General features: G+C 69.8%; 15 protein-coding genes. 6 read left to right on the top strand and 9 right to left on the bottom strand.

Going from position 1 to position 22492, the window contains the following annotated elements; genetic code table 11:
- Nucleotides 1–43 precede the first annotated feature (43 nt).
- Nucleotides 44–934, bottom strand: coding sequence for a MerR family transcriptional regulator (locus WA670_RS43160; RefSeq protein ID WP_336161948.1), 891 nt, complete (start codon nt 932–934; stop codon nt 44–46).
- A 44-nt stretch (nt 935–978) separates the two neighbouring features.
- Between WA670_RS43160 and WA670_RS43155 the strand changes: the two genes are divergently transcribed.
- Nucleotides 979–1722, top strand: coding sequence for a maleylpyruvate isomerase family mycothiol-dependent enzyme (locus WA670_RS43155; RefSeq protein ID WP_336161946.1), 744 nt, complete (start codon nt 979–981; stop codon nt 1720–1722).
- Nucleotides 1723–1854: 132 nt separating this feature from the next.
- Here the strand turns inward: WA670_RS43155 and WA670_RS43150 are convergent, their stop codons facing one another.
- The 6 genes from WA670_RS43150 to WA670_RS43125 all read right to left on the bottom strand — a co-directional run bounded on the left by WA670_RS43150 (nt 1855) and on the right by WA670_RS43125 (nt 10853).
- Complete coding sequence (locus WA670_RS43150) at nt 1855–3327, bottom strand: flavin-containing monooxygenase (protein ID WP_336161963.1); 1473 nt, start codon at nt 3325–3327, stop codon at nt 1855–1857.
- A 106-nt stretch (nt 3328–3433) separates the two neighbouring features.
- The gene (locus WA670_RS43145; RefSeq protein ID WP_336161944.1) at nt 3434–5752 is read right to left on the bottom strand and encodes a polysaccharide lyase 8 family protein; all 2319 of its coding nucleotides are present in this window, start codon (nt 5750–5752) and stop codon (nt 3434–3436) included.
- A gap of 78 nt (nt 5753–5830) precedes the next feature.
- Complete coding sequence (locus tag WA670_RS43140) at nt 5831–7285, bottom strand: aldehyde dehydrogenase (NADP(+)) (protein WP_336161942.1); 1455 nt, start codon at nt 7283–7285, stop codon at nt 5831–5833.
- A 226-nt stretch (nt 7286–7511) separates the two neighbouring features.
- Nucleotides 7512–8660: a hypothetical protein gene (locus tag WA670_RS43135; RefSeq protein ID WP_336161940.1), complete on the bottom strand. Its 1149-nt coding sequence runs from the start codon at nt 8658–8660 to the stop codon at nt 7512–7514.
- Nucleotides 8661–8664: 4 nt separating this feature from the next.
- The gene (locus tag WA670_RS43130) at nt 8665–9921 is read right to left on the bottom strand and encodes a glucarate dehydratase family protein (RefSeq protein WP_336161939.1); all 1257 of its coding nucleotides are present in this window, start codon (nt 9919–9921) and stop codon (nt 8665–8667) included.
- Complete coding sequence (locus WA670_RS43125) at nt 9921–10853, bottom strand: 5-dehydro-4-deoxyglucarate dehydratase (RefSeq protein WP_336161938.1); 933 nt, start codon at nt 10851–10853, stop codon at nt 9921–9923. The genes WA670_RS43130 and WA670_RS43125 overlap by 1 nt, the downstream gene beginning before the upstream one ends.
- Nucleotides 10854–10982: 129 nt before the next feature.
- Here WA670_RS43125 and WA670_RS43120 point away from each other — a divergent pair, with 129 nt between their 5' ends.
- The 5 genes from WA670_RS43120 to WA670_RS43100 all read left to right on the top strand — a co-directional run bounded on the left by WA670_RS43120 (nt 10983) and on the right by WA670_RS43100 (nt 17311).
- Nucleotides 10983–11780, top strand: a complete 798-nt coding sequence (locus tag WA670_RS43120) for an IclR family transcriptional regulator (protein ID WP_037815491.1) — start codon at nt 10983–10985, stop codon at nt 11778–11780.
- A 48-nt stretch (nt 11781–11828) separates the two neighbouring features.
- Nucleotides 11829–12653, top strand: coding sequence for an NAD-dependent epimerase/dehydratase family protein (locus WA670_RS43115; protein WP_238605696.1), 825 nt, complete (start codon nt 11829–11831; stop codon nt 12651–12653).
- A 41-nt stretch (nt 12654–12694) separates the two neighbouring features.
- Nucleotides 12695–13576 carry a helix-turn-helix domain-containing protein gene (locus WA670_RS43110; protein ID WP_043830118.1) on the top strand — a complete coding sequence of 294 codons (882 nt, stop codon included), beginning with the start codon at nt 12695–12697 and terminating at the stop codon, nt 13574–13576.
- 92 nt (nt 13577–13668) lie between these two features.
- Entirely contained in the window at nt 13669–15594 is a 1926-nt protein-coding gene (locus WA670_RS43105) for a maleylacetate reductase and hydroxyquinol 1,2-dioxygenase domain-containing protein (RefSeq protein ID WP_336161934.1), read from the top strand.
- Nucleotides 15581–17311 (top strand): FAD-dependent oxidoreductase, encoded by a 1731-nt coding sequence (locus WA670_RS43100; RefSeq protein ID WP_336161933.1) that lies wholly within the window; start codon nt 15581–15583, stop codon nt 17309–17311. The genes WA670_RS43105 and WA670_RS43100 overlap by 14 nt, the downstream gene beginning before the upstream one ends.
- A gap of 1 nt (nt 17312) precedes the next feature.
- On the opposite strand, the gene WA670_RS43095 is transcribed toward WA670_RS43100, so the two are convergent.
- Together WA670_RS43095 and WA670_RS43090 are read right to left on the bottom strand one after the other, a co-directional pair.
- Nucleotides 17313–19601, bottom strand: a complete 2289-nt coding sequence (locus WA670_RS43095; protein ID WP_336161931.1) for a glycosyl hydrolase family 95 catalytic domain-containing protein — start codon at nt 19599–19601, stop codon at nt 17313–17315.
- A 22-nt stretch (nt 19602–19623) separates the two neighbouring features.
- The gene (locus tag WA670_RS43090; RefSeq protein ID WP_336161929.1) at nt 19624–21918 is read right to left on the bottom strand and encodes a glycosyl hydrolase family 95 catalytic domain-containing protein; all 2295 of its coding nucleotides are present in this window, start codon (nt 21916–21918) and stop codon (nt 19624–19626) included.
- Nucleotides 21919–22492 lie beyond the last annotated feature (574 nt).

Below are 22492 nucleotides of genomic sequence, written 5' to 3'. Positions count from 1 at the left end.
GAAACGCGTCGCGCGAGCCGACACGTTTCCCGCTCGAGAAATCTCAGCCGGCCGAGCGGTCCAGCGCGTCAAGCAGCCAGGTATGCGCGACCACGAACGGCGCGGCTTCTCCAGTGATCTCGCCCGCGAGACGCCAATAGCGGCGCACCTGCGGATGCCGATCGCCAGCGGTGCGCCGTCGCAGTGTGCAGCGGAACTCCGGGGTGTCGCGGGTGCCGGACGCGGCGGCGTGGGCCGCGGCGAACCGGTCGAGTGCCGGTCCTGGTTCCGGCTCGGATCCGGCCGCTACCTGCGGGGCCGCCAGCTCGCAGGCCTCGCCGACGCCTTCGTGGAGGGCACCCAGGTGCGTGACCAGCGGGCTGGCGCGCAGCCGGGCGGCGAACGCGCGGTCGGCGGCGAGCAGCACTAACTCGGCGTAGGCGACGACCTGCGCTGGGGTCGGCAGTTCCGGCGGCCGCGGCGCGCTCGCGGCGAGGAACATGTCTGCCGTGTCCGGCGGGACGGCGCCGGTGGCCATCGGGTGCCAAAGGCGGACCAGGGCCGCATGCGCGCCGAAGCCGTCCGTCGCGACGGACAGCAGCTCGAGCCGGGCGGCGCGGGCGGCAGGCGGTGCCTCCTCGACGGCGCGGAGGGCTGAGCGTCGCCAGGCCAGCGTCGTCAGCTCGCGGTCCAGCGCGGCGCGCTCTGCGGACACGACGTCGGAAAGGGAACTTTCTCCGGCAAGGACGTCCATGATCGGCTTCAAGCTCAGCCCGAGTCCGCGCAAGCGCCGCACCAGGACGAGGCGGCTGACGTCCGCCGGGTCGAATCGACGGTGTCCGCCGGCGCTGCGCACGGGTGCCAGCAGTCCCTCGTCGCAGTAAAAGCGGATCGTGCGGACGGGCACGCCGGTGCGCCGCGCCAGGTCGCCGATTCCGAGTGTGTCGCCAGTCACTTCCGATGGAACCTCCAGCCGGGTGGAGTTCCTACGGTACGGCCATGGATCTCGATACCGCACGATTTGTCCAGGGATTGCACGAACACACGGAGGGATTCGCGAAGGCCGTCGCCGGCGCGGATCCGGAGGCTCCGGTGCCCACCTGCCCGGAGTGGCCGCTGCGAGTGCTGGCCGGTCACGTCGGCCAGGCGCACCGCTGGGCGGCGGACCTCATCAGATCCGGCCCGGCCCCGGTCCCCGACCCGTTCGAGGCGGACCCAGGCGCGCCGAGCGGATGGTTCGCCTGGCTGCAAGCGGGCGCCGCGGACCTCGCCGACGCGGTGCTCGCTGCCGCCGACCGTCCAGTGTGGACCTACTTCGGCCCGCGACCGGCGACGTTCTGGCTGCGCCGCATGCTCCACGACACGACGGTGCACCACGCGGACGCGGCCTTCGCCACCGGGACCGCGTTCGCAGTAGCGCCGGACTTCGCGGCCGACGCGATCAGCGAGTGGCTGGAAATGCTGTCCCATCCGGTCATGGCGACCCTGAGACCGGGTTTCTCGGCCCTGCGCGGCACCGGCCAGACGCTCCAGCTCCGACCTGGCGACGGCTCGGGCTGGCTGATCACCCGCACTCCCGACGGCGTCCGATGGACGCGCGCGACGGACGCTGCGGACGCGACGCTGACAGGTTCGGTCCAGGACCTCCTGCTGGTGCTCACCCGGCGCCTGCCAGCCGACCGGGTAACGATCACTGGCGACCGCGACCTGGCCGACCACTGGCTGGCTCACTCGGCGGCGTGAGCGCGTCGAACTCCCGGAACCCAGGCTGCCGAACCCTCGACCTGTCGAGTTCAGCAGCCTGGGTTCCTTTTCGGCGAGATTCAAAAGCACACCCGCTGACCAATCACAAACGATCGAGCACAGCCCACCAGGTCAGGAGGTCACGCGCTGCGCCCCCACCCGCTCGAAACGCAGCACCCCGTCGTCCATGCGGCTCAGGCGGAGATCCGCTGCGTCCAGCAGGTAGTTCTGCCGCATCAGCCACGGGCGGCGGTCGCCTTGGCGGGGCAGGACTGAGGCGGCGCGGGTGAGGTAGCCCGACGTCAGGTTCATGATTGGCCGCCGCCGCGTGGACGGGATCGCGGGCGGGTGGGGCACGCAGGTGTCGAAACCGTTGCGCGACAGGTGGTTCAGCAACCGGCACACATACCGCGAGACGAGATCCGAGCGCAGCGTCCAGGAGGCATTCACGTAGCCGATACACCAGGCCAGGTTCGGCACCCCGCCGAGCATCATTCCCTTGTACACCAGCTGTTCCGACGGTTCGATCACCTCGCCGTCCACGCTCAGCTCGATTCCGCCGAACGCGATCACGCGCAGTCCGGTCGCGGTGACGACTACGTCCGCGGGCAGGTGTGCGCCGGATTCCAGCGTGATGCCGTCGGGGGTGAAGCGGTCGATCCGGTCGGTGACGATGTTCGCGCGGCCGCTGCGGAGTGCGCGGAAGAAATCCGCTCCGGGCGTTAGGCAGAGTCGTTGGTCCCAGGGCCGGTACCGGGGCGAGAAATGGGGGTCGACCGGGATCGAGGCGGGCAGCTGTTTCGCGGCCGCATCGCGCAAGAAAGCCGCCGCGCGGTCGGGCTGTCGGCGCGAGAACTGGTACAGCAAGGTCGTCACCAGGACGTTCTTCGCGCGCACCGCGTGGTACGCGAGCCGCGCAGGCAGGAATCTGCGCAGGCGGCGGGCGAGCGAGTCCGTCCACGGGCGGGACAGGACGTAGCTCGGCGAGCGTTGCAGCATCGTCACTGACTCCGCCGTGGAAGCCAGTTCCGGCACCAAAGTCACCGCGGTGGCGCCGCTGCCGATGACGACCACTCGTTTGCCCGTGAAGTCCGACCCCTCCGGCCAGAACTGGGGGTGCACGATCTCGCCGCGGAACGAGTCGCGGCCCGGGAAGTCGACGACGTGGCCGTTCTCGTAGCTGTAGTAGCCGCTGCACAAATACAGGAAAGAGCAGGTATGAGTGACGACCTCGCCATCGTGCGAGGCCGCTACCGTCCAGCGGGCCGAGGCGGACGACCAGGACGCGCGGATCACCCGGTGCCCGAACCGGATGTGCCGGGAGACCTCGTGCTCAACGGCGGTCTCGCGGATGTACTCGAGGATCTCGGCGCCGGACGCGATCGCCTGTTCCTTGCGCCACGGCCGGAACGGATAGCCGAGCGTGAACATGTCCGAGTCGGAGCGCACGCCCGGGTACCGGAAGAGGTCCCAGGTTCCGCCGATCGTGTCGCGCGCTTCGAGGATCGCGTACGTCCGGTCCGGGGCTTGCTGCTGCAGCCGGCAGGCCGCGCCGATGCCGGAAAGCCCGGCTCCGACCACCAGGACATCGAAATGCGCCACGATTCCTCCCCGCGAGAAGCGACTCCGCCCACTTTACGGCCGGGGCCGGATCAAGTGGGGCCCCGCCGGGCCAGGCCGGGAACCACCGGCCCGGCGGGGAAAACCGGGTTCACCGCAGGGAAACCACCTTGGTGGCGCCGAAGGTGTCCTTGAGCGGAACTTCCACCGTGCGCCGCCGCACCGTCACGCGGACGCTGTCCTGCAGCTGCGTCGGGTCGGAAATAGCGATGCTGTTCCGGCCGAGCGCTACCGAAGCCGGTCCTGAAACGGATACTTCGTCTACCGTACCCGCACTGTAGAAGTTTGCGAGCAGTGTGTTATCCCACAGCCGCAAAGCCTGGACAGCGGGCGTATTGGCCCGCACGCGCCACGCGAGCACCGACGCGACCGTCCCCGCCACCGACGCGCCGGGCAAGACCGCGTACGCGTACTTCGCGTCCACCGGCTTCGCACCGTGCTCGATCACCAGCTTCTGGTACCGCCGCGTGTTCGGCGTCGTGGTGCCCTTCGTGTTGGCACCGGTGTCGACGTCGCGCCACGCGCCGGTCCGGTCTTCGCGCAGGGCGGTGACCTCGGCGTTGTCGAGCAGGACGTACCCGCCGACCTGGTCGAGGTGCAGCCAGCGCGGCCGGTGCAGCGTGCTCGAATCGCCGACCGCGCGCGCGTCGGCCAGCAGCGTGCCGCGTCCGTTTTCGCCGAGGTTGCGGTTTTCGATCGTCGTCCGGACCGCCTGCCCGGACGTGTCGGTGATTCCCGCGCCGAGGCAGACGACGCCCGCCGGAGTGAAGAACCACGACTTCTTCGCGGTCAGCGAACCGTCTTCGGAGACGAAATCCATCGCGTACGCGCCGTGCCGGGCGTCCCAGCGCACGCCGCCGACGTGCGCTTTCGTCGTCAACGGCGTCGCTGCCAGCGGTCCCGGCGGCCCGGCCTTCGCCGTCGTGCCAGGCAGCAGCGCCGGATCGACAGTCGGCCAATAGGCGTCCGAGTAATGGCCTTTCGCGTTGGGAAGGAACAGATACAGCACCCCGTCGCCGACATGCCAGCCGTGCAGGTTCATCCCGTTGATCGACTCGTAGCGCGAGATCCGCGTGGAGCCGACGCCGAGCGACGCGGACCAGCCCTCGGTCACGTGCACCATCCGGTCCTGCTGCCCGAAGATCCGGTGCGTCGCGACGATCGGCGCGGGCCGCACGCGCCCGGCGAGCATCTCCTGGGCGAACTCGATGCCCGGCGTCGCGACGAGGTCCGGGCCGGGCGCGAACCGTTCGGGATCGGGGATTTCCAGGAACGGCGCGTACGTGCCTTCCTTGATCCATTTGGCGGCGAGTCCGGAAAGCTCGGACTGCACGGTTCCGCTCGCCGACCGCGCGAGGACCAGAGTCGCGACGGTCAGCTGGTGTCCGATGTCGTGCGCGGTTTCGCCCTGCCGCGACAGCATCCGCCCGCGCACCGGCTCCATCAGCGCGCCCGCGTACACGAACGGCGCGAACGTGTCGCCGACCAGCGCGTACACCTTCTGCTTCAGCTCGTCCGGCAGCGCGTACTCGGTGCCTTCGGTGACGTGGATCGTCCCGGCGAGCGCAGTCAGCAGGACGATGCCGTAGTGGCCGGGGTACGGGATGGTGTCGTGCTGGATGAACGAGCCGTCGGCGTGGAAACCGTCGCCCGCCGCGCGGTCCAGCTTCGCCAGCACGCTGGCCGCTCCCCCGCCGGCGACGTCGGTGATCGCGTCGATGCCGGTGCGGATCCACGCGGTGTCGCCGGTCAGCGCACCGGAGACGATCGAAATCAGCGCCTTGTCCGCCCGGTTCGCGCCGGTTTCGACGATCTTCGGGTTGTTCGCGCGCAGATTCGGGTTCCCGACGAACCGCTTGACCGGGCTGACATACCGCGCCAGCTCGTCGGCGGTCAGCTGGTCGGCGACCGTGACGAGGGTGTGCAGCAGGTAGTACGGCACGCCGATCTCGTAGGTATACCAGTTCCCGATCTCGCCGACCTGCGGGTTGTACTGGCTGGCGTAGATCAGCTCCAGCGCCTTCTTGATCCCGTCGAGCACCTTCGGATCGCCGGACAGCGTGCTGCCCGGCGTCCCCCAGTCGACGGCGATCGCGCGCAGCCGGGCGTACATCGACGTCGTGTAGTCGCTGCCGGGCCCGAGCGGCAGGTCCGTCCACAGTGGACCGTTGCCGGACACCGACATAGCGTCGTAGTAGGACTTCGCGACGCGGCCGAGGTTCTTGAGGGCGGCCGTGCGTTCCGGCGACGGGCGGTTGATGCCCGTCTGCAGCTCGCGGTAGCCGGCCACGATCTTCTTCAGCGGATCCGCGGCAGGTGCGGCGAAAGCCGGGCGCGCAGTGGCGACGAGCGCGGCCGACGCGGCGGCGACGGCACCGCCACGCAGTGCGGTTCTGCGGTTCACGGGCATGACGGTGCCTCCCAGCGGGGTTGGTTGTGCGGGGCGATCCCGGCTGGAACCGGGACCGCCGCGCACGAGGGGGTCTGCTCAGCGCGCTCCGTCGACACGGCGCGGCAGCTGCCACGGGTTCGCTTCCTGAAGGGCTTCCGGCAGCAGCGCGTCCGGGAAGCTCTGCCAGGCCACCGGGCGCAGGAAGCGTTCGATCGCGGCGGTGCCGACCGACGTCGTGGTCGGCGCGGTCGTCGCCGGGTACGGGCCGCCGTGCTGCTGGGCCCAGCTGACCGTGACGCCGGTCGGCCAGTCGTTCCACAGCAGCCGTCCGGCCAGGCGGGTCAGCGACGGCAGCAGCGGACGCACGAAGTCGGCGTCGCCGTCCTCGCCCTGGACCGTCGCGGTGAGGCCGGGTTCGAGGCTGTCCAGGACCTCGATCAGTTCGCCCTGGTCGGAGTAGGTGACGATCAGCGACGCCGGGCCGAAGTGCTCCTCGCGGACCGCCTCTCCCCCAGCCAGGAACTCCTTCGCCGTGGTGGCCAGCAGCGACGGGGTGAACGCGTCGCCGTCCTGAGCGCCTTCCACGACCGATTCGACGCCGGACACCGCACGCAGGTCCGCCAGCTTCTGCGCGAACCCGGCCGCGATGCGGTCGTTCAGCATTTCCTGCTGAGCCACCGCGCTGACCGCCTCGCGGAGAGAGTCGTCCAATCCGTGGCCCTCGGGCAGGAAGAGCAGGCCCGGCTTGGTGCAGAACTGTCCCGCGCCGAGGCTGAACGACCCGGCGTAGCCCTTCGCCACCGCTTCGCCGCGCGCGGCGACCGCACCCGGCGTGACGACGACCGGGTTGACGCTGCCCAGCTCGCCGTAGAACGGAATCGGCGTCGGCCGCGAGACCGCGATGTCGAACAGCGCGCGCCCGCCCGGCACGGAACCGGTGAACGCGGCGGCGGAAATCCGCGGGTCCTTGAGCGCCGTGACGCCCTGTTCGACGCCGTGGATCACCGCGAAGGCACCCTCCGGCGCACCGGCGGCGGTCAACGCCTGCGCGACGATCTCACCGGTCCGCGTCGAGAGTTCTTCGTGGCCCGGGTGCGCTTTGAGCACCACCGGACACCCCGCGGCCAGCGCCGAAGCGGTGTCGCCGCCCGCGACGCTGAACGCGAACGGGAAGTTGCTCGCGGCGAACACCAGCACCGGGCCGATCGGCACGAGCACCCGGCGCAGGTCCGGCCGGGCGCCCATCGGCCAGGCCGGGTCGGCGTGGTCGACGGTCGCGCCCAGGAATTCGCCGTCCCGCAGCACCTCGCCGAACAGCCGCAGCTGGAACGTGGTGCGCGCGAGCTCACCCTTCAACCGCGGCGCGGCCGGCAAGCGGGTCTCCTGGTGCGCCAGCGGAATCAGCTCTTCGGCGGCAGCGTCGAGCGCATCCGCGGCGGCGGCCAGCCACCGGGCCCGATCGGCCGGGGTGCTCTCGGCGAACGGCCGGGCGGCAGCGGCCGCGGCGGCCAGCACGCTTTCCAGTTCCGGGGCGGAAGTTTCGCGGCTCAATGGATCTCCTCGTCAAACAGGTTCAGGACGTCAGGCGCGCTGCGGCTCGATCAGCCGGGACGCGATCGCTGAACCGCCGAGCTTCAGCGGCCAACACGGGTTCCCGCGCCGGGCCGGAGGCTTCGCGGCTCAACGGACCTCCTCATCAAACAAATTCAGGACGTCGGGTGCAGCCAGCACGTCTTCCAACGCCGAGGCGACGCAACGCATCTCATCAAACAAACCGTCACGACACCGAATGCGCAGCACCAGTAGCGGCATGCAGATCCGGCCACCGCGCCGGACCGGCGAGACCCAAGTGGTACAGGTGCAATTCCGCAGCTCCCGCCTTAGCCAGTTCGCCCACATACGCCGCGATGTCCGGCACCGCGCTAGCCGCGACCGCCGTGATGTAGCTGCCGATCGCGACTCGGTCCGGCAGCGCTCGCCGTGCGGCCGCGACCGCGTCGACGCTCGCTTGCCCCGGTGCCCAGTTCTGCAGCACGACCGTCTCGGCGTCGTCGGCGGCCGTCGGGGTCAGGCCGGGCAGTGCGCCGGTGACCCACGGGTCGAGCGCGCCGTGCAGCACGATCCGCGTACCCGGCTCCAGCACCGCCAAGACCGCAGCGCGCAACGCGTCGGTCGCCTGCTGCCGACCGGAAAGCAGCTTTTCCTTCAACTCACCCGGAAGTCTATCCTCGACCACCGACAAATCCGCCGTAGCGATCAGCCGCTGCACCTCGGCCCGCAGAGTCTCGCGGACGTCGGACGGGTCGAGGCCGGTCCAGCCCTCCGCACAAGCATCGCAGCAGCAGATCGACAACAGCCGCGCGGTAGCCGGAGCCCACACGCCGTCGGTCTTTTCGTGCTGATGCTGGTGCACGCCGCCGAGCGGACCACACGCCTCCAGCAGCACCGACGAAAGCTTCAGTCCCGCAACGGATTCCGCAGTCAGCGTCGCGGCGTACTCGCGTACCGCGGGCTGCGCGGGGCACAGCGCCCACGGGTACGTCTCGCCGAAGCAGTTGCGCACGGCGTACTGCGGAAACTCCGTGCCCAGCTGCGAGTTGTGCGTGAGCACGATCCACGCGGCGGCCGGGATTCCGGCGTCGTTGAGCCGCCGGACCGCGTCGCCGCCGCTGTCCTCCGACGAGACCCAGTCCGGCGCGGCGGGGACGAGATCCCGGCCCGACCAGGCTTCCGCGCGCACCGGGCGGTAGAGCGCGGCGGTGCGCGCGACCACCGAGGTGCGCTCGGTCGACCACGGCGTCGCGGCGCGCGCGCTGTGGTAGGCCAGGGCCACCGCGACCTCGTCCACGCCGAGGTCCTGCACGCGCTCGGCGAACGCGGTGTCGCCGAGCACGTCCCACGGATACGCGTATCCGGTCACCTTCACCGGTTCACCACCTCGCCGTGTTCGGCTCGAAACCGGGCGTGTACTTGCGCATGTACGTCACATCGTCCCGTTTGGTCAGTCCACATCGGACATAGTCCTCGTGCGCCCTGGCGAGCGCGTCCTGGTCCAGCGTGATCCCGAGCCCGGGCCGGTCCGGCACCGCCACCGCTCCGTCGACAAAATTCAGCACGCCCGGTTCGATCACGTCGGCAGTCTTCCACGGCCAGTGCGTGTCGCAGGCGTACGTCAGGTGCGGGGTCGCGGCCGCGACGTGCACCATCGCGGCGAGGCTGATCCCGAGGTGGCTGTTGGAGTGCATGGACAGCCCGACGCCGAAGCTCTCGCAGGCCACCGACAGCGCCTGGGTGTCGCGCATGCCGCCCCAGAAGTGGTGGTCGGACAGCAGGACGCCGATCGCGCGCGCCCGGAACGCGGGCTCCAGGTCGCCGAAGTTCACCACGCACATGTTGGTGGCCAACGGCATGCTCGCCTCGCGCGCAACACGCGCCATGCCTTCGATGCCCGGCGTCGGGTCTTCGAGGTACTCCAGCACTCCGTCGAGTTCGGCGGCCACGCGGATGCTCGTTTCGGGCGTCCACGCCGCGTTCGGGTCGATGCGCAGCGGATGCCCGGGGAACGCTTCGGCCAGCGCGCGAATGCCCTCGATCTCTTGCTCCGGAGCGAAAACCCCGCCCTTGAGCTTGATCGAGCGGAACCCGTACTCGTCGACCATCCGCTTCGCCGAGCCGACCAGCGCTTCCGGCGTCAGGATGTCGCCCCAGCTGTCCTCGTCCGCACCGATATGCGCGCCGTACTTATAGAACAGGTACGCGGAGAAGTCGACGGCGTCGCGAGCCTTGCCGCCGAGCAGGTCGGCGACCGGACAGCCGAGGAACTGGCCTTGCGCGTCCAGGCAGGCGACCTCGAACAGCGAGTACACGCTGGCGATCGTCTTGCGGATGGAGAACCCGCCGATCAGGCCGTGCTCGTCGGTCAGCACGGTTCCGGCCAGCTCGCGCGCGATGATCCGCTTGAGGCCCGGCAGGTCGAAAATGTCGTGTCCGGCCAGTTCCGGCAGCACCTTGCGCACCTCGCCGAGGAACGCCGCGTCGCCGTAAGACTCGCCGAGGCCGACCACGCCGTCGTCGCACACCACCTGGACCACGCTGCGCAACGCGAACGGTTCGTGCACGCCCATCACGTTGAGCAGCGGTGCGTCCGCGAAGGCGACCGGGGTCAGCACTACGTCCCGGATCTTCATCAGAGGCCTTTCAGCACGGCGAAACCGTTCTCGACGACCTTGCCCAGCCGGTCGATCTGCTCCGGCGTCGGCTCGATCAACGGCGGCCGGACCGTGCCGACCTTGTCGCCGCGCAGCCGGGCAGCGGCCTTGACCAGCGACACCGCGAAGCCGGGCGTCTCGTCGCGCAACGCCACCAGCGGCAGGTAGAACCCGGCGAGCAGCGCGTCCATCGTCGCGTCGTCGTTCTCCGCGAGCGCGCGGTGGAACCGGTGCGCGATTTCCGGCGCGAAGCAGTGCACCGCCGAGGAGTAGCGCGCGACGCCTGCCGCCGCGTACGCCTTCGCGGACACCTCAGCGGTCGGCAACCCGTTGAAGAACAAGAAGTCCGCGGACCGCTGCGTGCCGAGCGCGCGGATCGTGGTGACGATCCGGGTCATCGTTTCGACGTCGCCGTAGCCGTCCTTGATGCCGACCACCGACGGGATGTCCAGCAGCTTCGCCGCGGTCGGCGCGGTGAAGACGCCGGTGCTGCGGTGGTAGACGATCACCGGGACCGACGTGTCGCCGACCGCGTAGCGCACGTAGTCGACCAGCCCGTCCTGCGGCCCGGTGACCAGGTACGGCGGGAGCAGCAACACCCCGTCGGCGTTGCCCGCCTGCGCCGCCGCGACGCCCGCGCGCGCACCGGCCGCACCGCCGCCGGCGCCGACCCACACCGGCACCCGGCCGTTCGCGACTTCGCGCGCCTTGGCCAGCAGCGCGGCGACCTCGTCGACCGACAGCGAGCTGAACTCCCCGGTGCCGCACGCGACGAACAGCGCGCCCGCACCGGCGGCGATGTGGCTCTCCACGTTCTCCGCGAACCCGTCGAGGTTGATCTCGAGGTCTTCGGTGAAGGGGGTCAGCGGGAACGCCAGCAAGCCGTCCAGCTCGATTTCGGTCTGTGCCATCAGTTTCTGCTCCAATGTTCACATTCTTGAATGGAGTCTGTTATCGTGACTATGTTCACCCACAAGAACGCTGTTCGGGACGCTAATATGGCCGGACTCACAAGTCAACGGCCCGGTTGGAGGACGCGCATGGCGCAGAAGACGGACCCCGCCACCGCTCCCGCTGAGTCCGCGGGCGTGAAGTCGGCGCGGCGCGCCATCGACCTGATCGAGACGTTCGCCGCGAACGACGTGTGGCTGTCGCTGTCGGATCTCCATGCGCGCACCGGGTTCCCCCGCTCCAGTCTGCACGGTCTGCTGCGCACCCTGCTGGACGCGGGCTGGCTGGAGGCCGACGCGAACTCCGCGCGCTACCGGCTCGGCGTGCGCGCGCTGATCTGCGGCACCGCGTACCTCGACCGCGACGCGATCGTCCCCTACGCCACCGAAGCTTTGGAGCGCATCCGCGAGAAGACCGGCTTCACCGCGCATTTCGCGCGCCGCAACGGCACCGAGGTCGTCTACCTGGAGACGCGCGAGTCGCAGCACTCCACGCACCTCATCTCGCGCGTCGGCCGCACGCTGCCCACGCACGCGACCGCGCTGGGCAAGGCCCTGCTCGCCGAGCTGACCCACGAAGAGGTCGAGGCGCTCATGCCCGACGAGCTGGTCGCGCTCACCCCGAACACCATCACCACGCTCGACGCGCTGCACGCCGACCTCGCGCGCACCCGGGAACGCGGGTACGCCGCCGAGATCGAAGAAGGCACCCTTGGCGTGCGCTGCGTGGCCGCGGTGATCCCGTACCGCATCCCCGGCACCGACGCGATGAGCTGCTCGATGCCGCTGGGCAAGGTCACCGACGCCGACGTCGAACGCGTCGGCGAGCTGCTGGCCGAAACCACCGCCGAGCTCGGCCAGCAGCTGCGCCGCGCCGGAATCCGCTGACCGCCGCCACCGTGTCGCCCGTCCGCGGGCTTTCGTGAGAGGAACTCCATGCCAGACCAGCGTGTGCTGATCACCGGATCGGCCGGCGTCGTCGGCACCCTGATGCGGCCGCGGCTGCGCCGGGAAGGCCGGGTGCTGCGCCTGCTCGACCTCGCCGAGCAGCCCGCCGCCGAGGACGGCGAAGCGGTCGAGATCGTGACCGGCTCGGTGACCGACCCCGAGGCGATGGCCGCCGCCTGCGCGGGCGCGGACGCGGTGATCCACCTGGGCGGGCTCAGCCGCGAGGCCTCCTGGGACGCCACCCTCGACGTCAACATCAACGGCACGCACACCGTCCTCGAAGCCGCCCGCGAAGCCGGGATCCGCCGGGTCGTGCTCGCGTCGAGCAACCACGCCGTCGGCTTCCGCCGGAACGCCGACGCGGGCGAGCACGGGCTGCCCGCCGACTCCAGCACCCGGCCGGACACTTATTACGGCGTAAGCAAAGCCGCCATCGAAGCGCTGGGCAGCCTGTACGCGTCGCGCTTCGACATGGACGTGATCGTCATCCGCATCGGCTCGTGTTTCGAGACCCCGCTGCCGCTCGGCATCCGTGGGCTGACCAGCTGGTTGTCGCCGGACGACGGAGCGCGGCTGTTCGAGGCCTGCCTGAGCGCGCCGTCGCCGGGCTACCGGATGATCTGGGGCGTCTCGGACAACACCCGCCGCGTCTACTCGCTCGCCGAGGCCGAGGCGCTGGGCTACAAGTCGCACGACAACGCCGAGGTCTACGCCGAGCAGCTGGCGGACAAGCCCGCGCCGACCGGGGCCGCCGCCGAGTACGTCGGCGGGCCGTTCTGCACCGCGCCGCTGGGCGTGTTCAACCCGCTCTGAGAGGTACCCTCGCCCACGGGACCCTCAAGGAGGAGGACGCCGTGGGCGAGCTCGGGCCTGCCGACACGAACGGCATCCTTTCCCTGCCGTGGATCCGCCCGGAACGCACCAGCGCGGGTCTCGGCTGGGACCGGATCTACCTGTCCAAACAGCGCGAACGGCCGTATCGCGCGGAGTTCGGGCCCGCGCGCACGCACCAGCTGATCCTGCACCTCGCCGGTCCGGTCACGGTCCGCCGCGGCGTCGGGACCCCCGGCGAGCGCAGCAGGCGGATCCCGGCGGGCGGGCTTTTTCTCCAGCCCTCGCACCAGGAACTGTCGGTGGAACTCGGCGGCGAGCTCGACACGCTGCACGTCTACCTGCCGGATTCGGCGGTGCAGGAGGCCGCCGGATCGGACGCTCCGATCCAGCTGGCCGACGAGCTCGGCAGCGTCGATCCTCTGCTCGAACAGCTCGTTCTCGCGCTCGACCGCGTCGTGCGCGAGTGGGAGCCGGGCGCTCGCGCGTACGCGGATCAGCTCAGCACCCTCGTCGCCGCGCAGCTCGCCCGCCAGCACCGGGCCGGCCGGAGCGCGCCCGCGGCGGCGAGGCCGGTCGAGGCGCTGACCGATCGGCAGTTCGCCCAGGTGCGCGAACTGATGGACGAACGCCTCGCCGAACCGCTCGGCCTCGACGAACTCGCCGCGGCGGCCGGGCTGAGCGTCAGCCGGTTCGCCCGGCGGTTCAAGGCGCGCACCGGGCTGCCGCCGCACCGGTACCTGCTGCGACTGCGCGTGGAGCAGGCCGGATTGCTGCTGCGGACCGGCACCGAACCGATCGCGGACATCGCCGTGCGCTGCGGTTTCTCCCACCAGGAACACCTCACGCGGGTCCTGCGCGCCCAGCTGGGCACCACGCCCGCCGCGCTTCGCCGGGACGGCTGACGCGCGTTTCGTGCAGTCCGCTCAGCACGTCTGTGCAGGCGCGGTCTCTCCTCCGCCCGGATACTCGACGTACCCGCGTGGAAGGACCATCGATGTTCACCTACACCGCCAACCCGGCCCGGGTCGTGTTCGGCAGCGGCACGCTCGCCGTCGTTCCCGACGAGGTGCAGCGGCTCGGGGCTGGCCGAGTGCTGCTGGTGGCCGGGAAGTCCGCCGCCGAGGCAGCCGACCGGACGGCCGGGGCGCTCGGCCCGCGGCTCGCCGCCCGCTTCGGCGAGCCCGCCATGCACACCCCGGTCGAGGTCACCGAACGCGCGCTCGCGCTGGTCACCGAGCACTCCGTGGACTGCGTCGTCGCGATCGGCGGCGGATCCGCGACCGGGCTGGCCAAAGCGCTCGCGCTCCGCACCGACATCCCGCAGATCATCGTTCCGACCACGTACGCCGGGTCGGAGATGACGCCGGTGGTCGGCCAGACCGAGAACGGCCGCAAGACCACCCAGTCGTCGCCGAAGGTGCTGCCCGAGGTGGTCGTGTACGACGTCGACCTCACTCTCGGCCTGCCCGTGCCGACCTCGCTGACCAGCGGAGTCAACGCGATGGCGCACGCGGTCGAGGCGCTCTACTCGGCGCAGGCGAATCCGATCGTCGACCAGTTCGCCCTGGAGGCGATCCGGCTGCTCGCCGCCGCGCTGCCGCAGATCGCCGCCGATCCGTCCGATGTGGACGCTCGGACAGACGCGCTGCGGGCCGCGTGGCTGGCCGGTTCGTGCCTGGGTTCGGTCGGGATGGGCTTGCACCACAAGCTGTGCCACACCCTCGGCGGCAGTTTCGGGCTGCCGCACGCGGAAACGCACACGATCGTCCTCCCGCACGCCATGGCGTACAACGCGCCGAACGCTCCAGAAGCGATGCGGCGGATCGCCGAAGCGCTCGGCGCGCCGGACGCGCCGACCGCCGTGTTCGATCTGATCGCCAGCCTGCCGGTACCGCATTCGCTGGCCGAAATCGGTCTGGCCGAAGGCGATCTCGCCAAGGCCGCCGAGTTGGCCACCGCCGCGCCGTATCCGAATCCGCGCGAACTCACCCGCGACGGCATCGAGGATCTGCTGCGGCGTGCGTGGTCCGGCATCCGGCCGACCCCCGCTGAAGGCACGCCGCCGGATCTGCGCGGCCTCACGCAGGAGGTCGTGGACAGTTTCGCCAACACACCGGACGCTCGGTTGCGCGAACTGCTGTCCGAGCTGGTCCGCACCCTGCATTCGTACGTCGTGCGCACCGATCTCACTCAGGAGGAGTGGGAGTACGCCATCGGCTTCCTCACCCGCACCGGGCAGATCAGCTCGGACACGCGGCAGGAGTTCATCCTGCTGTCGGACACCCTCGGCGTTTCGAGCGTGGCCGACGTGCTCACGAACTCGCGCACGCCGGACACCACGCCGTCGGCCGTGCTGGGCCCGTTCTACGTCGAAGGCCCGCCGGAAACCGAGCAGGGCGCGGATCTCGCCGAAGGGCTTCCGGGAACTCCACTGTGGACGGACGTCCAGGTGACCGAACCGGACGGGACTCCGGTGCCGGACGCGGTCGTGGACGTCTGGCAGTCCAATGAGGACGGTTTCTACGACGTCCAGCTGCCCGATCTGAACGGTCCGGTGCTGCGCGCCCGGTTCCGCACCGACGCCGAAGGCAGGCTGCGGTTCTGGACGATCGTGCCGTCGGCGTACCCGATCCCGGACGACGGCCCGGTCGGCGGCATGCTGGCCGCGACCGAACGGCATCCCTACCGCGCGCCGCACGTGCACTTCATGATCGCCAAACCGGGCTACCGCACGCTCGTGACCCAGCTGTTCGTCCGCGGCGGCGACTACCTCGATTCGGACACCGTGTTCGGCGTGAAGGACGGCCTGATCGTCGACTTCGCCGAGCAGACCGGCACCGCGCCGGACGGGCGCGAACCCTGGCGCCGCCTCGATTTCACCTTCCGCATCTCCCCGGGAACCCACCATGACCAGCTATGACACCGATGTCCTCGTGGTCGGCAGCGGCCCGGCAGGCGGTTCGGCCGCGCTGCTGCTCGCGACCTACGGCGTGCGCACCGTGCTCGCGACCAAGTACGGCTGGATGGCGCACACGCCCCGCGCGCACATCACCAACCAGCGGACCATGGAAGTCCTGCGCGACCTCGGCATCGAAGACCAGGCGCTCGCGCAAGGCACTCCCCCGGAGCTGATGGGCGACACCGTGCTGTGCACGTCGCTCGTCGGCGAGGAAATCGGCCGGATCGCGAGCTGGGGCACCGCCGATCGCTCGGCCGCCGAGTACGCGGCGGCGAGCCCGTGCCACATGATCGACCTGCCGCAGACCTATCTGGAACCGATCCTGGCCGCGAACGCCGCCGCTCGCGGCGCGAAACTGCGCCTGGACACGGAATTCCTCGACTTCACCCAAGACGCCGACGGGGTGACCGCGCGGCTGCGGGACCGGGTCCGCGGCGACGAGTTCCCCCTCCGCGCCCGCTACCTGATCGGCGCGGACGGTGCCCGCAGCCGCGTCGCCGAGCAGGCCGGGCTGCCGATCGACGGCCAGTCCGGCAAGGCCGGCAGCATGAACATCACCTTCACCGCCGATCTTTCCGAGCACGTCGCGCACCGGCCGAGCGTGCTGTACTGGGTGATGCGGCCCGGCGCGCACCTCGGCGGCATCGGGATGGGTCTGGTGCGGATGGTCCGGCCGTGGAACGAATGGCTGCTGACCTGGGGTTACGACATCGCACAGCCGCCGCCCGACGTGACCGCCGAGGAAGCGGCCCGGATCGTCCGCGACCTCGTCGGGGATCTCGGTCTGCCGGTGGAGATCACCTCGACTTCGCTGTGGACGGTCAACCACAGCTACGCCACGCAGTACTCGTCCGGCCGCGTTTTCTGCGCGGGCGACGCGGTGCACCGGCATCCGCCGTCGAACGGGCTCGGGTCCAACACCTCGGTGCAGGACGCGTACAACCTGGCGTGGAAACTCGCGATGGTCGTCCGCGGCGAGGCGGGCGAAGGACTTCTCGACAGCTACAGCGCCGAGCGCGCCCCGGTCGGCAAGCAGATCGTGGACCGGGCGAACCTCAGCCGCGACCAGTTCGGGCCGATCTTCGCCGCGCTCGGCATCGACGGCGACTCCGACGCGGACGCCATCACCGCCGGTCTCGCCGCCTGCACCGCCCCGACCGGGGACGGAGCGTTGCGGCGCAAGCAACTGCAGGCGGCGATCGAGCTGAAGAACTACGAGTTCAACGCGCACGGCGTGGAAATGGACCAGCGGTATGTCTCGGCCGCGGTGCTCCCGGACGGCGTCGAGCCCGCTGCGGACCGGGATCACGAGCTGTACCACCGTCCGACGACCACGCCGGGCGCGAAACTGCCGCACGTCTGGCTCGTCGGCCCGGACGGCCGCCGAGTGTCCACACTGGACCTCGTCGGCCGCGGCAGGTGGACTGTCCTCACCGGACTCACCGGCGGCGCCTGGCGGGACGCCGCCGCGAAGGCCGGTGCGGACCTCGGGCTGGACCTCCGGGTGGTGACCATCGGTTCGCCCGAGGCGCGCGATTCCTACGGCGACTGGGCGCGGATCAGCGGGATCGAGGAAGACGGCTGTCTCCTGATCCGGCCGGACGGGTACGTCGCCTGGCGGCACGCGGCCGCCGGAACCGGCCTGCCGGAAGCACTTCGCAAGCTCCTGGACCGTTGACTCACGGCATCCCCCACGGATCGCTCGCCCCGCCTGGCGCGACCGGCCGGACCGTGAAGTCCGGCCGGTCGCCGCGGCGGCAGACATACGCGTCCTGACCGCGTCCGAGATCGACCTGCACGTCTCCGTTCGCCAACCGCCGCCAGCGCCGCGGACGGCCGTGCGCGTCCGTCACCGTCAACTCGCCGTCGATGCCCGGGCGCAGGACACACGGCGCACCGGCTTCGCTGTGCACCTTCAGCCAGCGCGTTTTCCCGCCGACGCGGGAAGCGCTGAGCAAGAAAGCGCCTTCGGTCCGGAAGTCGCGCAGCGCGATGTCGCCCCACGCCTCCGGCACCGCCGGGAACAGCCGGATGACGCCGCCCCAGCTCTGCACCAGCATGTCCTGCATGGATTTCGCCGCGGACAACGGCGTTTCGATGACCGGACCGGATTCCTTGTACATCGTGTTCGGCTGGATATACCGCTTTTGCAGTTCGCCAAGGTAATACGCGGCCTTCTCGCCGCGCAGCATCTGCGCGGAAATCGACGCGGCCCCGGTGAACGTGTAGCCCTGCAACGCACCTTCGAAGCCGACCCAGTGGTTGAGCGACGTTTCGATGATCTTGCGGTGCTCCGGCTGTTCCCAGGTGATCTCGTAAAGCGGATAGATCTGCAGCAGATGCGAGTAATGCCGGTGCGATTTCGCGAACGGGACGCCCGCGCCGATCATATAGCCGTTCTCGTCGGCCGGGTAATCGGTGAGTGTGGCGAGCACCTGCTGCCACTTCCCCGCCAGCGGGTCGGCGATGCGCAGCTCGCGGGCGGTGTCCAGCAGCGTCTTGCAACCCCAGCGGATCAGGGCGAGGTCGTAATTGGTGTCCGGCGCGTTCACGCCGTACTCCGGGGAGAAGGTCGCCGGGAGATGCAGCCGGCCGTCCGCGCCGGCGGCGAGGAAGTGCAGGTAGTAGTTGATCGCCTTGCGCAGCAACGGGAACAGCGTGTCTCGGAGCAGCTGGCGGTCCATCGTGTGCCGGTAGGACAGCCAGACGTTGTGCAGTGCCCAGGTGAGGTTGCCGACCTCGGGTGTCGGAGTGTCCTTGCCCGGGATGCCGACCGGGTAGCCGCTGGTGGAATCGGCGAGACCGTTGAGCAGCGTCATGTCGGTGGTGCGCGGGATGCCCGCGGAGTCGGCCTGGTACGGCTGCGCGACCTGGCTGGTGAGCCGGTCGCGGTACTTGCCGAGCGCGTAGCTGACCGCGTCGAGTTCGAGGTGATTGGAGCCCTGGATCAGCCAGTATTCCAGCTGCACGTTGAGGTTCCACCACGTCGCGGGCCACGGCGTGTTTTCCAGCCACGGCCCGGAAGTCGCCATCACCGGCGCTTCCCGGCGCGCGGCCGACGCGACTTTGTACAGCTGGATCCAGTAGAAACTCTGCAGCCGAGTGTCCGGAATGGACAGGAAGCTGCGCCGGTAGTAATCGTGCCACCAGCGGCGGTGGTCCCAGGTCAGCACGTCCAGCGTGCTCGCGCGCCGCACCGTGTGCAACGCGCGGACCGCCGAGGTCTTCTCCGGATGCGACCACGCGACCGACGTGTACAGCGTCCGCGCACTGCCCCGGGTGACCTCGCGCCAGGCCGTCACGTGCTCGCCGCCCGCAAGCAGCGGCTGGACCGCGAGGTGCGCGTCGCCAGCCTGCTGCAGCTGGGCCGGGGGATTCTCCACGTATCCGTCCGGCGGCGGCTTCTTCCACACCGGGTCAGCGCGCGGGCTGATCGCCTTCGCCGGATGGAACACCCACTGGAAACCGCGTTCTCCCTCGGACGGCCGCACCTCCACCGCGAGCAGCGACTGTCCGGTGTGGACGATCGCACGCAGCTCCAGACTGCCCGCCGCGGTGGTGATCGTGCCGGAGAGTTCGGCGTTCCAGACGTCGAGCCGCCAGTCGAGCCCGGTGATCGCGCCGACCGGTTCGAGCGTGAAGTACCCGATCGGCAGCCGCGCCAGGCCGAACAGCGACCCGAACTGCGGCCGGTGGTCCTGCACCTGGCTGTGCTGGACGTTGAAGCGGACCGCGTTGCGCCCGGGTTCGGCGTAGATGCCGGAGCCGAGGAAACCGTTGCCCAGGAACGGTCCCTCGTACCAGGTCTTCGGCATCCGCCGCCAGCGCAGGTCCGCGGTCGCCAGGAAATCCGCCCAGTCGACGCCGTCGCGGCCCAGTTCCGCCGCACTGGCCCGCGGCAGCCCGACCGCTCCGGCGGCGATCCCGGCGAGCGCTCCGCCGAGCACTGTCCGGCGCGAGATGTCCATGTCCGCCAGCCTCCTCGTTTTTCTAGTCAGGCAAACCCCAGGCCGGAACAGCACCCAGCGAAGGAACGTCACGCGGCCCGAAGTCCGGACGACCACCGCGCGGGGTAACGGTGACCGTGCTCCCGCGCCGCAACTCCACCGTGATCCGCCGCGCCCCAACCGACCGCCACGGCAACCGCCGACCCCATTGATCACGCACGTCGATCTCGCCGTCTATGCCATGATCAAGCACCAACGGCGCACCAGCTTCGCTATGCACCCGCACGAACTCCGTCGCACCGCGCCGCCGCGACGCGTCCACCAGGAACGCGCCCTCGGTACGCAGCCCGGCGATCGACGCGTCCGGCCACTTCGCCGACACCGACGGGAACGCCTTCACCACTCCCCCAGACCCTTGCAGCAGCATGTCCACAACGGACTGCGCGGCAGTGATCGGGCTTTCGATGGCGAAGTTCGAGCCCTCGCGGTACATCGTGTTCGCGGTCAGCTCAGTGTCCGCGACGATGTTCCGATCGAGGAAGAACTTCAAGTACCGCAACGCTTCCTCAGGCTGCTCCATCACCGAGTTCATCGACGACGCGGCCGCGTAACTGTAGCCGTGCCACGCCGACTGATCCGCCGCCCAATGCCGGAAAGTGCGGGTCATGATGTCCCGATCGGCCGGACGCTCCCAATTGCGCTCCCGCAGCGGGTACAGCCACAGCAAATGCGAGAAGTGCCGATGCGAAGCAGCGAGCCGGACGCCGTCGCCGATCAGCACGCCCTCGGCCGGATCCTCATGGTACGGAACGAGTTTCGCCGCGATCTCCCGCCACATCGGCACGCGCGGCTCGTTCAATCGCAGGATCCGCGCGGACTCGACCAACGTCGTCGCGGCCCAGCGGATCAGCGACAGGTCATACGTGCAATCGGCCGCGTCGGCGTACTCCGGCGACCGGGTGAGCGGCAGGTGCAGGAGGCCGTCCGGTCCGGTGAAGAGGAAGTGCCGGTAGAAGTTGAGCGCCTTGGCGAGCGTCGGGTAGAGCACGTCGCGCAGCACCGACTGGTCGAGGTGATGGCGGTACGCGAGCCAGACATTGTGCAAGCCCCACAACAGGTTCCCGGTCTGGTCCGTTTTGGACGTAGTCCCCGGCACGCCGACCGTCCGCACGCCGCCGGGCCGCAGCCGCCAGTCCCCCGGATGCGAAAGCGCGTAAGTGTCGCCGTCCCGGTACGCGGGCGGAACCGACACCTCCAAGTTCGCATGATCGCGGCGGAACGTTTCGGTGACCGCGTCCAGCTCCGGATGGTTGGTGCTGTTCACGATCGGATACGTGACCTGGACGTTCAGGTTCCACCAGACCGCCGTCCAGCTGTTGCCGACCTCCGGGAACCACGGCCCCCATTCGGCGGTGACCGGCCCGTCCTTGCGGGTCGCCGAGGCGATTTTGTAAAGCTGGATCCAGTAGAACCGCTGGACCTGCTTGTCCGGCACGGACACGAAACTGCGCTCGTGGAAGCCGTTCCACCAGCGACGATGCCAGGCGACCAGCAGATCCGGATTCATCGCGAGCGTCCGCCCGACCAACGACACCGCGTCGCGAGTATGCGTAGACCGCGGGAAGGAATACGCGACCGCCGCCGCGAACAACCGCTTCGTGCCGACCCGCTTCTCCCGCCACGCCGTCGTATACCCACCACCGGCGATCAGCGGCTGCGCACAGTACCCACTCGCCTGCTCCGGCTCAGGATTCGCGGTGTACTCCGGCGGCTTGCGCACCGTCCGCGTCGTCGCCGACACGAGCGGCGCGAACCCCCACGTCGCCCCCGATTCGCCCGCACTAGGGTCGAGCGAGACGAGCAAGACACCAAGATCGTTGTGCACCACCGCAGAAAACGCGACCTGCCCACGCGTCGTAGTGATGGTGCCGCCGAGCTCCGCGTTGTAAAGGTCGAGCGTCCAGTCGACCCCCGTGATCGCTCCGGCGAAGGCAAGCGTGATCGCGCCGATCGGCAACCGCGACAGCCCGATCCCCGCTTCCCACTGAACGCGCTGGTCCTGGACCTGGGTGTGGCTGAGCATGAACTTCAGCACCTGCGGCGTCTGCCCGGCGTAGACCTGCACCCCGAGATAACCGTTGGCGAGAAACGGCGCCTCCTGCCAATTCTTCGGCAACCGCTGCCAGCGCATCCGCGCATCCACCGCAACATCCCGATGCGGATTGCGCTGCGCCGCCACTCCCGGCGGCGCACCCTGCGCCCACAGCCCACCGAACGCCGCCGCCCCAGCAGCGACCGACACCGATCGAAGCACCGTCCGCCGCGACACCCCGACCATGTCACCCTCCGGATTCATATTACGTTTCGCTCCCGCAGGCGCGGGGTCAGCGGAATATATCCAGACAGAGCAAGCGAAAGCCAGAGTTGTTCACCCGGAAAGCCGCACAGACATCCGATGACTGGGATCCGACGGGCGCGCGTTCAGATACCTGAAACCGCCGGATCGCCCCATCACCCGGGACAGCTTCACGCACCGCACTCGCCGAGGCTTCACCCTCCCCACGACGGGCGGCGCACGGTGACAAAGGTTGTGAAGGGCTCCTTGAGGGAACCAGATTCCCTCAAGGACCCCTTCACGGCCCACCCCGCCAGCCTCGCGCCCACCGGCCTGCTGCCCCAATGCGGCATTGGGTGCGTCCCACGCACCGAACGCCACATTGGGTGCGTCAGATGCACCCAATGCCACATTGGGGCGCTAGCCCCGCCCCGACCGACCCGCAGCCGGTGTACCCAACCATCAAGGCATCCAGCCCCAACCGCAGCCGATCCACCCAACCATCAAGGCACCCAGCCACGCCCCCGCAGGCGATCCACCCAACCCTCAAGGCACCCAGCCCTCTACCGCAGCCGAT

Source organism: Amycolatopsis sp. VC5-11, assembly GCF_037034185.1.
In the GTDB taxonomy this organism is placed as follows: Bacteria; Actinomycetota; Actinomycetes; order Mycobacteriales; family Pseudonocardiaceae; genus Amycolatopsis; species Amycolatopsis nivea.
Note: the sequence above shows the minus strand (reverse complement) of the source record. Positions and strands in the feature narration are given on the sequence as shown.

Coding starts and splice junctions, on each gene's coding strand:
- WA670_RS43120 (WP_037815491.1), top strand. CDS start 10,983: ATGGCGCAGAAGACGGACCCCGCCACCGCTCCCGCTGAGTCCGCGGGC.
- WA670_RS43105 (WP_336161934.1), top strand. CDS start 13,669: ATGTTCACCTACACCGCCAACCCGGCCCGGGTCGTGTTCGGCAGCGGC.
- WA670_RS43125 (WP_336161938.1), bottom strand. CDS start 10,853: ATGGCACAGACCGAAATCGAGCTGGACGGCTTGCTGGCGTTCCCGCTG.
- WA670_RS43100 (WP_336161933.1), top strand. CDS start 15,581: ATGACCAGCTATGACACCGATGTCCTCGTGGTCGGCAGCGGCCCGGCA.
- WA670_RS43115 (WP_238605696.1), top strand. CDS start 11,829: ATGCCAGACCAGCGTGTGCTGATCACCGGATCGGCCGGCGTCGTCGGC.
- WA670_RS43145 (WP_336161944.1), bottom strand. CDS start 5,752: ATGCCCGTGAACCGCAGAACCGCACTGCGTGGCGGTGCCGTCGCCGCC.
- WA670_RS43090 (WP_336161929.1), bottom strand. CDS start 21,918: ATGGTCGGGGTGTCGCGGCGGACGGTGCTTCGATCGGTGTCGGTCGCT.
- WA670_RS43155 (WP_336161946.1), top strand. CDS start 979: ATGGATCTCGATACCGCACGATTTGTCCAGGGATTGCACGAACACACG.
- WA670_RS43130 (WP_336161939.1), bottom strand. CDS start 9,921: ATGAAGATCCGGGACGTAGTGCTGACCCCGGTCGCCTTCGCGGACGCA.
- WA670_RS43095 (WP_336161931.1), bottom strand. CDS start 19,601: ATGGACATCTCGCGCCGGACAGTGCTCGGCGGAGCGCTCGCCGGGATC.